Origin of the sequence: Thioalkalivibrio sp. ALE28, assembly GCF_000377425.1 — a bacterium.
Classification (GTDB): Bacteria; Pseudomonadota; Gammaproteobacteria; order Ectothiorhodospirales; family Ectothiorhodospiraceae; genus Thioalkalivibrio.
This window is the reverse complement of the sequence record NZ_KB898101.1, coordinates 50,452-63,930: the sequence shown is the minus strand read 5'-3', so window position 1 is coordinate 63,930 and position 13,479 is coordinate 50,452. Positions and strand designations below refer to the sequence as shown.

Annotated in this window: 12 protein-coding genes and 1 tRNA gene; 6 read left to right on the top strand and 7 right to left on the bottom strand. The window is 66.3% G+C overall.

Annotated features, from left to right (window positions below; translation table 11 throughout):
- Positions 1–22: 22 nt before the first annotated feature.
- The 4 genes from D105_RS0109915 to D105_RS15260 all read left to right on the top strand — a co-directional run bounded on the left by D105_RS0109915 (position 23) and on the right by D105_RS15260 (position 2,946).
- Positions 23–1,000: an ROK family protein gene (locus tag D105_RS0109915; RefSeq protein WP_018867193.1), complete on the top strand. Its 978-nt coding sequence runs from the start codon at positions 23–25 to the stop codon at positions 998–1,000.
- Between the two features lie 37 nt (positions 1,001–1,037).
- Complete coding sequence (gene apaG / locus D105_RS0109910) at positions 1,038–1,436, top strand: Co2+/Mg2+ efflux protein ApaG (RefSeq protein WP_018867192.1); 399 nt, start codon at positions 1,038–1,040, stop codon at positions 1,434–1,436.
- 13 nt (positions 1,437–1,449) lie between these two features.
- A complete protein-coding gene (locus D105_RS0109905) occupies positions 1,450–2,283 on the top strand; it encodes a symmetrical bis(5'-nucleosyl)-tetraphosphatase (RefSeq protein WP_018878298.1) in 834 nt (277 codons plus the stop codon).
- A gap of 456 nt (positions 2,284–2,739) precedes the next feature.
- Positions 2,740–2,946, top strand: coding sequence for a hypothetical protein (locus tag D105_RS15260; protein ID WP_018875836.1), 207 nt, complete (start codon positions 2,740–2,742; stop codon positions 2,944–2,946).
- A gap of 327 nt (positions 2,947–3,273) precedes the next feature.
- On the opposite strand, the gene ilvA is transcribed toward D105_RS15260, so the two are convergent.
- Positions 3,274–4,788 carry a threonine ammonia-lyase, biosynthetic gene (ilvA, locus tag D105_RS0109895; RefSeq protein WP_018878297.1) on the bottom strand — a complete coding sequence of 505 codons (1,515 nt, stop codon included), beginning with the start codon at positions 4,786–4,788 and terminating at the stop codon, positions 3,274–3,276.
- A gap of 102 nt (positions 4,789–4,890) precedes the next feature.
- On the opposite strand from ilvA, the gene rpiA reads away from it, so the two are divergent.
- Both rpiA and D105_RS0109885 read left to right on the top strand, forming a co-directional pair.
- Positions 4,891–5,553 (top strand): ribose-5-phosphate isomerase RpiA, encoded by a 663-nt coding sequence (rpiA, locus tag D105_RS0109890; RefSeq protein ID WP_026279276.1) that lies wholly within the window; start codon positions 4,891–4,893, stop codon positions 5,551–5,553.
- 18 nt (positions 5,554–5,571) lie between these two features.
- The gene (locus D105_RS0109885; protein ID WP_018867188.1) at positions 5,572–5,781 is read left to right on the top strand and encodes a DUF2905 domain-containing protein; all 210 of its coding nucleotides are present in this window, start codon (positions 5,572–5,574) and stop codon (positions 5,779–5,781) included.
- A gap of 105 nt (positions 5,782–5,886) precedes the next feature.
- On the opposite strand, the gene D105_RS0109880 is transcribed toward D105_RS0109885, so the two are convergent.
- The 6 genes from D105_RS0109880 to rpsI form a co-directional block, all read right to left on the bottom strand.
- Positions 5,887–6,720 carry a rhodanese-like domain-containing protein gene (locus tag D105_RS0109880; protein ID WP_026279275.1) on the bottom strand — a complete coding sequence of 278 codons (834 nt, stop codon included), beginning with the start codon at positions 6,718–6,720 and terminating at the stop codon, positions 5,887–5,889.
- Positions 6,721–6,889: 169 nt separating this feature from the next.
- The gene (locus D105_RS0109875) at positions 6,890–10,732 is read right to left on the bottom strand and encodes a DUF3683 domain-containing protein (protein ID WP_018878296.1); all 3,843 of its coding nucleotides are present in this window, start codon (positions 10,730–10,732) and stop codon (positions 6,890–6,892) included.
- A 152-nt stretch (positions 10,733–10,884) separates the two neighbouring features.
- Positions 10,885–11,034 carry a DUF3096 domain-containing protein gene (locus D105_RS14755; protein WP_018867185.1) on the bottom strand — a complete coding sequence of 50 codons (150 nt, stop codon included), beginning with the start codon at positions 11,032–11,034 and terminating at the stop codon, positions 10,885–10,887.
- Between the two features lie 31 nt (positions 11,035–11,065).
- A complete protein-coding gene (locus D105_RS0109865) occupies positions 11,066–11,983 on the bottom strand; it encodes an MBL fold metallo-hydrolase (RefSeq protein ID WP_018875840.1) in 918 nt (305 codons plus the stop codon).
- Positions 11,984–12,949: 966 nt separating this feature from the next.
- Positions 12,950–13,023, bottom strand: a tRNA-Gln gene (locus D105_RS0109860).
- 43 nt (positions 13,024–13,066) lie between these two features.
- Positions 13,067–13,459, bottom strand: coding sequence for a 30S ribosomal protein S9 (gene rpsI / locus D105_RS0109855; RefSeq protein WP_018867174.1), 393 nt, complete (start codon positions 13,457–13,459; stop codon positions 13,067–13,069).
- Between the last annotated feature and the right edge of the window lie 20 nt (positions 13,460–13,479).

Sequence of the window (13,479 nt, the reverse complement as noted above, 5' to 3'; positions counted from 1 at the left end):
CACGATCCGCTACCATGAACCCATGGACCTGATCGTTGCCGATGTCGGCGGAACCAACACCCGTGTCGCGCGCGCCCGCCGCGAGGCGGATGGCTGGTCCCTGCACGAGGCGCAACGCTACCCGAGCCGCGAGCATCCGGACCTCGCCAGCATCCTTGAGCACTGGCGCCACGAATACGCCACAGTGGATACGTTCGCCGCCGCCGGACTCGCGGTGGCCGGCCCGGTCCATCAGGGCCGGGCACGCGTGACCAACCTGGACTGGCCCGCCCTGGAGGCCGCCAGCCTCGGCGAACGCCTGGGTATGCCGGTCACGCTCCTCAACGACTTCGCCGCCATCGGCGCGAGCCTCGACGCGCTGCAACCCGGCGACTGCGAGACCCTCCAGCACGCGACACCCGATCCGGCGGGCCTGCGCCTGGTCGCGGGGGCCGGCACCGGGCTGGGCACCTGTCTGGTGGGTCCGCCCGGCCGGCCCGCCATCTATCCCGGCGAGGGCGGACACGCGCGCTTCTCGCCCGCCGGGCCCGAAGAGGCCGCGCTGGGCGATTTCGTAAGCCGCGAACTGGGCTACTGCACGCGCGAACACCTGCTGAGCGGGCGCGGGATCGCCCGCATCGGCCAGTTCGAGCTCGACCGGCAAGCGGATCCCGAGCTGGCGGAGGCCCTTGCCGCGCGGGACCCGGCAGCCGCTATCGGCGAACTGGCCCGGGCGGGCCACCCGGCCGCCGAGAACGTGATCGACCGCTTCGTCGGGCTGTATGCCGGACAGCTGGCCGACATGGCCCTGACCGCGCTCCCCACCGGCGGCATTTACCTGGCCGGCGGGATCGCGCCCCGCTGGGTCGACGCCTTCCGTGGCCCGCGCTTTCGCTGTGCCTTCCGGAATCGCCCACCGATGACCCACTTGCTTGAGCAATTGCCCGTGGCCCTTATCATGCACCCCGAACCGGGCCTGCTGGGCGCCGCCGTCTGCGCCAGCCGGTCCGCGACCCCCTGATGCCGGGTCTCCCGCTCAAACCTGGAGCCACAACCGCATGAACCCGCCCCAAGAGCACGACGCCGAAGCCCATACCATCGAGATCGAGGTGTCCACCGCCTACGTGGAGGACCAGTCCGAGCCGGATGACGACCGCTACGTGTTCGCCTATCACGTGGTCATTCGCAACGCCGGCGCGCTGACCGTGCAACTGCTCAACCGCCACTGGATCATCCGCGACGGCCGCGACCAGACGCAGGAGGTCCGTGGCGAGGGGGTGGTCGGCGAACAGCCGAGCATCGCGCCCGGCGACAGCTTCGAATACACCAGCGGCACGGTCATCGAGACCCCGGTCGGCACCATGGAGGGCTCCTACGGCATGCGCGACGAACGCGGCAACACCTTCGACGCGCCGATCCCGCCGTTCACCCTCTCCGTCCCGCGCACCCTGCACTAGGCCGGGCGGAACGATGGCGCTGTACGCCGTTGGGGATCTCCAGGGCTGTCTGGACCCGCTGGATCGACTCCTGGAACAGGTGCGGTTCGATCCGGCGGAGGACCACCTGTGGCTGGTCGGCGACCTGGTCAACCGCGGCCCGGACTCGCTGGGCTGCCTGCGCCGGGTCATGGACCTGGGCGATGCCGCCACGACGGTCCTCGGCAACCACGACCTCCACCTGCTCGCCACCGCACAGGGCGTGCGCACGCCCGGTGGCAAGGACACCCTGCGCCCGGTGCTGGATGCCCCGGATGCCGCGGACCTGCTCGACTGGCTGGCCCAGCGCCCGTTGCTGCACCGCGACACCGCCAGCGGCTGGACCCTGGTGCATGCCGGACTCCCGCCCGCCTGGGACCCGGAGACGGCCGCGCGCGAGACCCGGCGCGTGGAGGCCGAGCTGCGCGACCCGGCACGACGCCACGCGCTGTTCGAGGTCATGTACGGCGACGAACCCAGCCACTGGAGCCCCGATCTCGACGGATACGAGCGCCTGCGCTACACCATCAATGCCTGTACCCGCATGCGCTATCTCACCGCGGACGGCGGCCTGGAGTTCGCCGGCAATGGCCCGCCCGAGGAAGCGCCCTTTGATCTCCGGCCCTGGTTCCGGATGCCGGAACGAGCCGCCGCCGGGCACCCGATCGTGTTCGGACACTGGGCCGCGCTCGGGCATCGGGTGGGGGCGGACTGGCTGGCGCTGGACAGTGGCTGCGTCTGGGGCAACTGCATGACGCTTGCCCGCCTCGATCACACCGACGGCGACCCGGCCCGCGTCACCACCTGGCAGACGCCCTGCCCCGCCTGACCCACCCGCTACCGCACACCGCCTTCCAGGCACTCGCCGCTGTCATCCAGCCGCCTGCCTTGTTGTGGCTGGTCCTGGTTCGTCCTCTGGTGTTTACGGTGCCGTCGGTCCGCAACCTGCCGATTTTTGGCTAGGCCTGGTTCGTCCTCTGGTGTTTACGGTGGCTTCGGTCCGCCGCCTGCCGTGCGCTGACTCGCCAGCGCGCCGCGAGGTACTTCTTTGCTCGTGCAAAGAAGTACCCAAGAAACACGCCCGACTGCCGCGACCCCGGCCCGCTGTGCGGGCCGGGGCTTCCCTCGCTCCGAGGCTTTTCGCGGGCGGCGCTGAACTCGCTGCGCCTGCGGCTTCGCTCAGACATCCAGCGCCTCTGATCCCGCGAAAACCCTCTCCACTCGGCGCGACGACAACGGGGGGTCAAGGTCAAGACAACGGCGGTTCCGACGAGATTGCTAATGGATGAAGGCTGGGTCTTCGCACATCTCGGGCACGCTCGGCCTGCGGCCGTTGCGTGCCGCGCCCGCGCAGCGGGCGCCAGGGGCTTTCGAGCGGCATTGCCTATGGTTAGGCGCAAACATGGTGATGCGTTCGGTTTTGACCTTCGCCTCCCGTATGGAGCCCCTCGCGGAGGGCGTGATGGGCCGGAAGAAGGCGCTGGATGTCTGAGCGGAGCGCAGCGCAGCGAGTTCAGCGCCGCCGGCCCAGCACGTCCGGAGCGAGGTTCCCGGGCGAAATCCGGGTGCCCTTCTTTGGGTCCTTTCTTGGGCAAGCAAGAAAGGACCTCGCGGCGCGCTGGCGAGTCAGCGCACGGCAGTACGTGGACCGAAGCCACCGTAAACACCAGAGGACGAACCAGGCCTAGCCAAAAATCGGCAGGTTGCGGACCGACGGCACCGTAAACACCGGAGGACGAACCAGGACCAGCCACCACGAGGCAGACAGCCAGACGAAGGACCTGCCTGCGCTGACGAACAAGCGCCTGGTGAGATGCGGTCAGCGGAGGAAGAGGGAGTAGGCCGGGTTACTGGTCTCCTCGTGCCACGGATACCCGACCTCCTTCAGGAACTCGCGGAACCGGGCCCGATCCTCGGACGGGATCTGCATACCGACCAGCACACGCCCGTAGGCCGCCCCATGATTGCGGTAATGGAACAGGCTGATATTCCAGGTCTGCCCCATATGCGTCAGGAAATTGAGCAACGCCCCGGGTCGCTCCGGAAACTCGAAGCGATAGATCCGCTCATTGCGGACCTCGCCCCCATGGCCGCCGACCATATGCCGCAGGTGCAGCTTGGCGACCTCGTTCTCGGTCATATCGAGCACCTCGTACCCCGCCCCCTCCAGGGCCTCCAGGATCTCCCGGCGCTCGTGATCACCGCCCTCCAGCTTGATCCCGGCGAACACCTGCGCGTGCTCGTCGTCGGCATAGCGGTAGTTGAACTCGGTGATCCCGCGCTTGCCGATAGCCTGGCAAAACTGGCGGAAACTCCCCGGGCGCTCCGGGATGGTGACCGCGAACAGGGCCTCGCGATGCTCGCCGATCTCGGCGCGTTCGGCCACATGGCGCAGCCGGTCGAAATTGATGTTGGCGCCGCTTAAGACCGCAGCGAAGTTTCCGCCCTGCACGCCCTCGCGCTGGAGGTACTGTTTCATCCCGGCCACCGCCAGGGCACCGGCCGGCTCGGCGACCACGCGGGTATCGTCGAAGACATCCTTGATGGCCGCACAGATGGAGTCGGTATCCACCAGCAGGACCTCGTCGACAAGATCGCGGCACAGGCGGAAGGTCTCCTTGCCGACCTGGCGCACCGCCGCGCCGTCGGCAAAGATACCGACCTGCTTGAGGTTGACCCGGCGGTTCTGCTGCAGCGCCTTGTACATCGAGGGCGCGTCGTCCGGCTCCACACCGATGACCTTGATCTCCGGGCGCAGGCGCTTGATATAGGCCGCCATGCCAGCGGCGAGCCCCCCGCCTCCGATACAGACGAACACAGCATCGAGTTCGCCCGGATGCTGACGCAGCAGCTCCATGGCCACCGTGCCCTGCCCGGCAATCACGTCGGGGTCGTCGAACGGATGGATGAAAGTGTAGCCGTGCTTGGCTTCCAGCTCGCGGGCGTGGGCGGCGGCCTCGTCGAAGGAATCCCCGTGGAGTACGGCCTTGCCGCCGAAACGACGCACCGCGGCGATCTTGATCGAGGGCGTGGTCACCGGCATCACGATCACGGCCTTGATGCCGAGGTGATTCGCCCCCAGCGCGACCCCCTGGGCATGATTGCCCGCGGAGGCCGCCACCACGCCCTTGGCGCGCTGTTCCGGGGTCAACTGAGCGATCTTGTTGTAGGCGCCGCGCAGCTTGAACGAGAACACCGGCTGCAGGTCCTCGCGCTTGAGCCAGAGCGTCGAGCCCAGGCGCTGCGACAGGGTCGGCATCGAGTCCAGGGGTGTCTCTCGGGCCACGTCGTAGACGCGCGCCGTCAGGATCTTCTCGAGATAGGGGATTTGCATGGCGAAACCATAGCATGCGAGCGGTTCACGGTTCCGCTTGTCCCGGGGCCGGAGCAGTCGGTATCCTCAATGGGTTATGGATCGTACATGCGAGAGATGTTGATGAATCAGGACGAAATGAAGAAGGCCGTGGCCGAGGCGGCGCTGGAACGGATCGAGAGCGGCTGGATCGTGGGTGTGGGTACCGGGTCTACCGCGAACTACTTCATCGACGCCCTGGCGGGCATCAAGGGCAAGATCGACGGGGCCGTCGCCTCCAGCGAGGCCAGCGCCGAGCGCCTGCGCGGACATGGCATCGAGGTGCTGGACCTGAACTCCGCCGGCCCGCTGCCGATCTACGTGGACGGCGCCGACGAGGCCACCCGGCACCTGCACCTGACCAAGGGCGGGGGCGGGGCTCTGACCCGCGAGAAGATCGTCGCGGCCGCATCGAAGACCTTCGTGTGCGTGGTCGACGAGACCAAGGTCGTGGACTACCTGGGCGCCTACCCGCTGCCGGTCGAGGTGATCCCGATGGCCCGCAGCCATGTCGCCCGCGCCCTGTCGAAGCTGGGCGGCAACCCGGAGCTGCGCGAGGGCTTCAAGACCGACAACGGCAACGTGATCCTCGACGTGCACAACCTGCGCATCATGAACCCGGTGGAGCTGGAGTCCGAGCTGGACCACATCGCCGGTGTCGTGACCAACGGCCTGTTCGCTCGGCGGCCGGCGGACGTGATGCTGGTGGGTTCGTCCACGGGCGTCGAGGAGATGACCGCCAAGTAATCGGTCCGGGCGACCGCCATGACCGACACGGGCAAGTGGCTGATCGTCATCGGCGGGCTGATCGTGGTGATCGGCCTGCTCTGGCCCTGGCTGGGCAAAATCCCCTGGGGCCGCTTGCCCGGGGATATCGTGATCGAGGGGGAAAACAGCCGGTTCTATTTCCCGATCACCACCATGATCATCGTCAGCGTGGTGATCTCGATCCTGCTGGCGCTTTTCCGGCGCTGACCCGCCGCCAGCGCACGCGCTGTCAAACAGAAGGGCCGGGATCGCATGATCCCGGCCCTTTTTCAGTGCGAAAAACGCGGATGCAGGAAACGCTCCGGGCCTCGCCTAGCGCGCCATCACCTCGTCGTAGAAGCGCTGCAGGCCGCCCTCGAGGAAGCGGTAGTCCTCGACCCCCCGCTCCTCCAGGTGATACTGCAGCCAGCGCACCTGTTGCCCGTTCTGGTCGAAGATCAGCAGCGGGGCACCGTCCCGGCGGGCCTGGTCGACGATCCGATTGAGCGTGTCGATATTCTCCAGCGGCGCGGAGATCTCGCGCCCGGCGAACAGCGAAATCTCGTCGCGTTCCTCGTTGCCACGCACATCCACCACCACGGCATCGTCGTTCTCGCGGACGCGACGGGCAAAGGTGTCGGCCTCCAGCAGACGCGCCTCGAAGGCGTCGTCGGCAATCAACTGCGTCTCGGGGTCCTCGATGGGCTCACCGCGCAGGAGTGCCAGTCCGGGATAGCGTTCCGCCCAGTCCTTGACGCCGGCATCATACGCCTGGGTCGGGCCCAGCCCCGCGGAGTTGGCACGCGCCGCGGCGCGATACGACAGATAGCTCTCACGACCGTTGCAGTAGAACACCAGCGGGCCACCGTGCTGCTCCTCCAGTGCACGGACCTGGTCCTCGAAATCCGGGGCCCCGAGCGGGACGTGATGCGCCCCCTCGATGTGCAGGATGTCGTATTCCAGGCGCGGGCGGACGTCGATCACCGTGGAACGCGACAGCTGACCGCGCAGATCGAACAGGTCCACGGCATCCACACCAAAGCGCTCGTAAAGGCTGCGTCCGGGGAACTCGACAAAGGCCTGGGCACTGGCCACGACAGGGGCACCGGCCAGCCCGACACAGAGGGCCATGACGGCAAGGCGGGGACTCAAAGAGCGAAAGGTCATGCGAACTCCCTTGCATGGACGGGTGGACATGCCGCACGCACTGCCGCGGCCCTGTTGGGGCGTATTCGACGCCCGTTGGGCGACGCGGCCAGACGGGGCTTTATTCCCCGGCCCGGCCGCGCGCCTCGCCCGATTGTAGCCAACCCGCACCCTTTGTGTGCAACGGGGACTACAGCAGGACCTTCTCGATCCCGCCCTCGCGGGCCCGCTCGATGAAGTTCTTCTGCCAGCCATCGCCCATCAGGCGGTTGGCCATCTCGACCACGATGTAGTCGGTATCCAGCCCGGTGTCCTCGCGATAGCGCGAAAGCCCCTGCTGACAGGCCGGGCAGGAGGTCAGCATCTTCACGTTGCCGTTCTCTGCCTTCTCCTCGCCGGTCAGCTCCTTGATGCCCTTGTGCAGTTCTTCCTGCTTGCGGAAGCGCACCTGAGTGGCGATGTCCGGGCGACTCACCGCGAACGTGCCGGCCTCGCCGCAGCAGCGGTTGGACTGCAGGACGTCCTGCCCCATCAGCTTGGAGGCGACGTCGGTCGGCTTGTGCGACTTCATCGGCGAGTGGCAGGGGTCGTGGTACATGTACTGCACGCCCTTGAGCCCCTCGAGCTTCACGCCCTTCTCCATCAGGTATTCGTGGATGTCGAGCAGGCGGCAGCCCGGGAAGATCCGCTCGAACTCGTACTTCAGCAGCTGATCCATGCAGGTCCCGCAGGACACCACGACGGTCTTGATGTCGAGGTAGTTGAGCGTGGTCGCCAGCCGGTGGAACAGCACGCGATTCTCGGTACTGATCTGCTGGCCCTTCTCGAAGTCGCCGCCGGCGTTCTGCGGATACCCGCAGCACAGGTAGCCCGGGGGCAGCACGGTCTGCGCGCCGACGTCGTAGAGCATGGCCAGCGTCGCCAGCCCCACCTGGCTGAACAGGCGCTCGGAGCCGCAGCCGGGGAAGTAGAACACCGCATCCGAATCCAGATCGGTCTTCACCGGGTCGCGCAGGATTGGCACGTAGCGCGAATCCTCCAGCCCCAGCATCTGCCGCGTGGTCTGGCTCGGCAGGCCGGCGGGCATCGGCTTCTTCACGAAGTGCACCACCTGCTCGTGCACCGGCGCCTTGCCGGTCGTGGAGCGCGGGGTCTTGCCCTCGCCGGTCAGGTTCAGCTTCTTGAACGCGAAGTGCCCCAGACGCTGGGCGGCATAGCCCATCTGGATCGCGCCCTTGCGGATGCCCTTGATGGTGGCCGGATCCTTCGCGTTGAGGAAGGCCATGGACATCATCGTGGCCGGCGTCGCCTTGCGCTTGCCCTTCTTGTTGAGGATCGAACGCATGTGCATGGTCACATCGCCAAAGTCGATGTCGACCGGGCACGGATTCAGGCACTTGTGGCAGATCGTGCAGTGATCCGCGACGTCGTTCATCTCCTCGAAGTGATTGAGCGACAGCCCGCGGCGGGTCTGCTCCTCGTAGAGGAAGGCCTCGACGATCAGTCCGGTGGCCAGGATCTTGTTGCGCGGCGAGTAGAGCAGATTGGCGCGCGGGACATGCGTATTGCACTCCGGCTTGCACTTGCCGCAACGCAGGCAGTCCTTGATCTCGTCGTTGAGATCGCCCAGTTCGCTCTGCTCCAGGATCAGCGCCTCCTGCTTCACCAGACGCAGCGAAGGGGTGTAGGCATTGGACAGCCCGGAGCCCTCGAGCAGCTTGCCGGCGTTGAACACGCCGTTCGGGTCGACCTGCTGCTTGTACTTCGCGAACGACTCGATGCGCTCGGGTTCCAGGTACTGCATCTTGGTCAGGCCGATCCCGTGCTCGCCGGAGATCACCCCGTTCAGCTCGCGCGCCAGGCGCATCACGTCGTCCACCAGACGCTCGGCCTGGTGCATCATCTGGTAGTCGTTGGAGTTGACCGGGATGTTGGTGTGCACGTTGCCGTCGCCCGCATGCATGTGCAGGGCGATGAACAGCCGGCTGGTCAGCACGCGGTCGTGGATCCCGGCCAGGCGCTTGCGCACCGGCTCCAGCTGGTGGCCACCGAAGATCTCGAACAGCGGGCGCTCGACCTCGGCGCGGTAGGAGATCCGCAGGCTGCGCCGCAGCAGCAGGTTCATCAGCTTGTCGTGGTCGCGACGGTCAGCGCGGGCCGACTCGTCGAGCAGCTCGTCGCACTCCGACGCGAGCGTGAAGAAGTTCTCCGAGATCGCCTCCCAGCGCTTCTTCACCGCCTCCAGGACCTCCACGGCGCGCTCGCGCTTGGACTCGAACCACTGCTGACCCTCGCCACCGGTGTCGTCCAGCAGCTCGCGCAGCTCGGGATGGTCGCCGCGCATGCACTCCAGCACCTCGTCGACCATGGTCAGCTTGTTCTTCAGCGACTCGCGCACGTTCAGGGATTCGATCCCCTCGGTGTACTCCGCCAGACGCTCCAGCGGGATCACCACGTCCTCGTTGATCTTGAAGGCGTTGGTGTGGTGGGCGATCGCCGCGGTGCGGGCGCGATCCGCCCAGAAGCGCTTGCGCGCCTCGGGGCTGACCGCAATGAAGCCCTCGCCGTTTCGGGCATTGGCCGCGCGCACCATGCTGGCGGCCAGCCGACCCAGCGCATCCTCGTCGTCGGAGACGATATCGGCGACCAGCACCATCTTCGGCAGGTCGCCGCGCGCGCCTTTCGGCGTGTACTTGACCGCGCGTACATAGCGCTCGTCCAGGTGCTCGAGGCCGGCCAGCAGGACGTCGTCCTCGGCATCCACCGCGTCCTTGATCTCGACAATCGCCGGGACGGCCTGGTGCAGGTCGGTCCCGTAGAACTCGAGACACACGGTGCGGATGTTGTCGGGCATGCGGTGCAGGATGAACTCGGCCGAGGTGATCAGGCCGTCACAGCCTTCCTTCTGGATGCCCGGCACGCCCATCAGGGCCTTGTCGGTCACGTCCTTGCCCAAGCCCAGCTTGCGGAAGCGCTGCCCCGGCATCTCGAGGATCTCGGGCTCGCCCTTCGGGGTCTTGCCATCCGGCTGATAGCGCGTCACGCGGAAGCGCACCGTCTCGGCGTCGTGGATCTTGCCCAGGTTGTGATCGAGGCGCTCGATGTACATCCACTCCGCCTCGGGCGTGACCATCGTCCAGGCCGCCAGGTTGTCCAGCGCGGTACCCCACAGCACGGCCTTCTTGCCACCGGCGTTCATCGCCACGTTGCCACCGATGGTCGAGGCATCCTGCGAGGTCGGATCGACCGCGAACACCAGGCCATTGCGATCGGCCAGTTCGGAGACGCGCTTGGTGACCACGCCGGCCTCCACGCGCACCACCGGCACGTCGTGCTCCACGCCCGGCAACGGTCGCCGCTTGACCTCGCCGAGGCCCTCCAGCTTCTCCGTATTGATCACCGCGGAACGCTTGGACAGCGGGACCGCGCTGCCGGTGTAGCCGGTGCCGCCACCGCGCGGAATCACCGTCAGGCCCAGTTCGATGCAGGCCGCGACCAGCGGCCCCATCTCTTCCTCGGAATCGGGGGTCAGTACCACGAACGGCAGTTCCACGCGCCAGTCGGTCGCGTCGGTCACGTGGGACACCCGCGCCAGCCCGCCGAACTGGATATTGTCCTTGTGCGTGAGGCCCTTCATGCGCTTGCGCACCTGATCGCGCAGCGCCGCGGTGTCGGTGAATTCCTTGGCAAAGGCGGACACCGCCGCCTGTGCACGCTGGGCGAGCTTCAATGCCTTTTCGTTGCCGTCGGCCCGGGCCGTGATCTGGTCCAGGCGATGCTGCATGGCGTCGATCAGCGCCTTGCGGCGCTTCTTGTCCTCCAACAGGTCGTCCTGGATATACGGGTTGCGGGTGACCACCCACATGTCCCCCAGGACCTCGAACAGCATGCGCGCGGACACGCCCGTCCGCCGCTCTCCACGCAGCTCGTTGAGGAGATCCCAGGTATCGGATCCCAGGAAACGGATAACGATTTCGCGGTCAGAGAAGGAGGTGTAGTTGTAGGGTATTTCTCGAACGCGTTCGGCGGTCATTGAGGCGTGGCCCCCCGATCAAAGTGAGGCCAAAGAGTAACGGGTCCGCGCGCCCTGCGCATGAAGTCGCACTGTTGGTCCATGCTTTTGGGCACCAAACTATCCCCCGGGAACTACCCGGGCTCGCGGCCCGGGCGGTCCCGCAGTGTGCCCTACCAGTGGGCCAGGAGCCCCAGCACCCCGATCACGATCAGGTAGATCGCGACGATGTAATTGAGGAGCCGGGGACGGATCAGGATCAGAATCCCCGCCACCAGCGACAGGATGGCCATCAGCAGGCTCGGGTCAATATGCAGCGTCATGCAGCGACTCCCTTGCCGAACGCCGGCGCGTTCAGAACAGTTTTTCTTCCATCTCGAGATAGACCGCGTTGGCATTGCTGCGGTTGGTCTGCTCGAAGGCCGGGAGATCCTCGTAGTCGCTCCAGTCCATGGCCGCGTAGGCCTCGTCGAAGGTCTCCATGTTCTCCACGGCCGCGCCCATGTGCTCGCGCAGCTTCACCAGGTAGTCACGCGTAAACTTCACCGCTCGGCTTGCCTGATCGGTGGCCTCGCCATGCCCCGGGACCAGGAATTTCAGGTCCATCTCCATCAGTTCTTCCAGACGATTGACCCAGTTCTCCGAATCCAGCGCGTCGTCCCCCAGAAACGGGATACGGCCGTCAAAGACGATGTCACCGGCAAACACCACGCCCGTCTCCTCCACCACCATGATGATGTCGTCGGGTGAATGGGCCGGGCCGGCGTGCACGCAGCGAAAGGTCTTGCCGCCCAGACGGATGGTGTACTCGTCATCGAAGAACTCGTCCGGCGGGATGATCTGCGTGTCCTCGTCCACCCATGGCGTCAGCACCCCGCGACGCTGTTCCAGTCGCGCCACCGCGCCTGGCCCGCCGAGGTAGTCGCGTGCCCGTGCCTGACCGATGATCTTCGCGTCGGTATGGTCGGCGAACGCCTGCAGGCCGTAGATGTGGTCCGCATGGTAATGCCCGGCGATCACGTACTTGATCGGCTGGTCGGTCACCTCACGGATCCGGCGGATCATCTCGAAGCCCAGCGGCGGGGTCCCCAGGGCGTCGTAGACCACCACCCCTTCGTCGGTCACAACGAATCCGGCGTTCGATGTGTGCCCCTGGTTGTCAGGGTCCGGGATGCCGGAGATTCCGATCATGTACCAGGTGTCCGCGCCCTCCACTTCGTGGGCGGTGGTATCGACGGTCACGGGCTCGTAGGGGTTATCGGGTACCGACATCTTTGCTCCACTCCTCTTCTTGATGCGTATCCATTCGGCCCGTGGACGGGCTCTGGGTTATTGGACGGAGAAAAGACCGTAGAATTCCCTGCAATTCCCGATCCCCGCCCGGGGATTGTAGCGGAGCCGGGGACAACGATGAGAAGCCACCCGAGGAGCACAACCCAGAAGAGGCCGGGCCAACAGCCCTCCACCTTCGGCAGGACGCAGATTGACGCCGCAGGGCCTGAGGGAATGATTGCCACTCACGGGCGCGATCGTGCCTGACCCGTGCCAGAAGCACCGCATGGTTGGTTGCCCGTCAATGCTGAAATGCGGACATGCCAAACCGAGGGGCACACCGCTATGGCGGGGGACCAGGATGATTCGGCGGCTGCCCCGCCTCACCCCTTTGGGGCTGCACGCGCGGCGCGCGCGCAGTGCTCCGCTGCGCTTCGCCGAACCTTCCAGGTTCGAACCCTGGACTCGCTCAAGTATCCATAGAAAAGGGCCCCACGAGGGGGCCTTTACCGAAGGTCGCGACCAGTTTGAGGCAAATGGCGGGGAGCCCCATTGAGGGGCACACCGCCATGGCTGGGGGACCAGGATGATTCGGCGGCTGCGCCGCCTCACCCCTTCGGGGCTGCACGCGCGGCGCGCGCGCAGTGCTTCGCTACGCTTCGCCGAACCTTCCAGGTTCGAACCCTGGACTCGCTCAAATATCCATAGAAAAGGGCCCCGCGAAGGGGCTTCACCTGAAGGAGTGACCATTCTGAAGCAAATGACGGTGAGCCCCATCGAGGGGCACACCGCCATGGCTGGGGGACCAGGATGATTCGGCGGCTACGCCGCCTCACCCCTTCGGGGCTGCACGCGCGGCGCGCGTGCAGTGCTCCGCTGCGCTTCGCCGAACCTTCCAGGTTCGAACCCTGGGCTCGCTCATATATCCATAGAAAAAGGCCCCACGAGGGGGCCCTTTTCTATGGATGGCTGGGGGACCAGGATTCGAACCTGGGTTGACGGAGTCAGAGTCCGTAGTCCTACCGCTAGACGATCCCCCAGTAAACCGGATCGCGTGCGTCCCGCAGAAACTCGAGGCGAATTTTAACGCTTCGAGTACTGGGTTGCACGACGGGCCTTGCGCAGGCCGATCTTCTTCCGCTCCACCTCGCGGGCATCGCGGGTCAGATGACCACCACGACGCAGCGGCGAGCGCAGCTCTTCGTTGTACTGCACCAGGGCGCGGGCAATGCCCAAGCGGATCGCACCGGCCTGGCCGTTACCACCACCGCCCTCGACGGTTGCGATCACGTCGAAGTTTTCGGTGGACTCGGTCGCCTCCAGCGGCTGGCGCACGACCATGCGCGAGGTCTGGCGGCCGAAGAACTCGTCCAGCGGCTTCTGGTTAACCGTGATGTTGCCCGTACCCGGGCGCAGGAAGACGCGCGCAGCGGCGGTCTTGCGGCGGCCGGTGCCGTAATACTGATTGGTAGCCATTCGGATCGATTCCCTTGCTG

Excerpts from the sequence above, each read along its gene's own strand:
- D105_RS0109880 (WP_026279275.1), bottom strand. The coding sequence starts at position 6,720 with ATGACCTTTCGCTCTTTGAGTCCCCGCCTTGCCGTCATGGCCCTCTGT.
- D105_RS15260 (WP_018875836.1), top strand. The coding sequence starts at position 2,740 with ATGAAGGCTGGGTCTTCGCACATCTCGGGCACGCTCGGCCTGCGGCCG.
- D105_RS0109915 (WP_018867193.1), top strand. The coding sequence starts at position 23 with ATGGACCTGATCGTTGCCGATGTCGGCGGAACCAACACCCGTGTCGCG.
- ilvA (WP_018878297.1), bottom strand. The coding sequence starts at position 4,788 with ATGCAAATCCCCTATCTCGAGAAGATCCTGACGGCGCGCGTCTACGAC.
- apaG (WP_018867192.1), top strand. The coding sequence starts at position 1,038 with ATGAACCCGCCCCAAGAGCACGACGCCGAAGCCCATACCATCGAGATC.
- D105_RS14755 (WP_018867185.1), bottom strand. The coding sequence starts at position 11,034 with ATGACGCTGCATATTGACCCGAGCCTGCTGATGGCCATCCTGTCGCTG.
- D105_RS0109905 (WP_018878298.1), top strand. The coding sequence starts at position 1,450 with ATGGCGCTGTACGCCGTTGGGGATCTCCAGGGCTGTCTGGACCCGCTG.
- D105_RS0109865 (WP_018875840.1), bottom strand. The coding sequence starts at position 11,983 with ATGTCGGTACCCGATAACCCCTACGAGCCCGTGACCGTCGATACCACC.
- D105_RS0109875 (WP_018878296.1), bottom strand. The coding sequence starts at position 10,732 with ATGACCGCCGAACGCGTTCGAGAAATACCCTACAACTACACCTCCTTC.
- rpsI (WP_018867174.1), bottom strand. The coding sequence starts at position 13,459 with ATGGCTACCAATCAGTATTACGGCACCGGCCGCCGCAAGACCGCCGCT.
- rpiA (WP_026279276.1), top strand. The coding sequence starts at position 4,891 with ATGAATCAGGACGAAATGAAGAAGGCCGTGGCCGAGGCGGCGCTGGAA.
- D105_RS0109885 (WP_018867188.1), top strand. The coding sequence starts at position 5,572 with ATGACCGACACGGGCAAGTGGCTGATCGTCATCGGCGGGCTGATCGTG.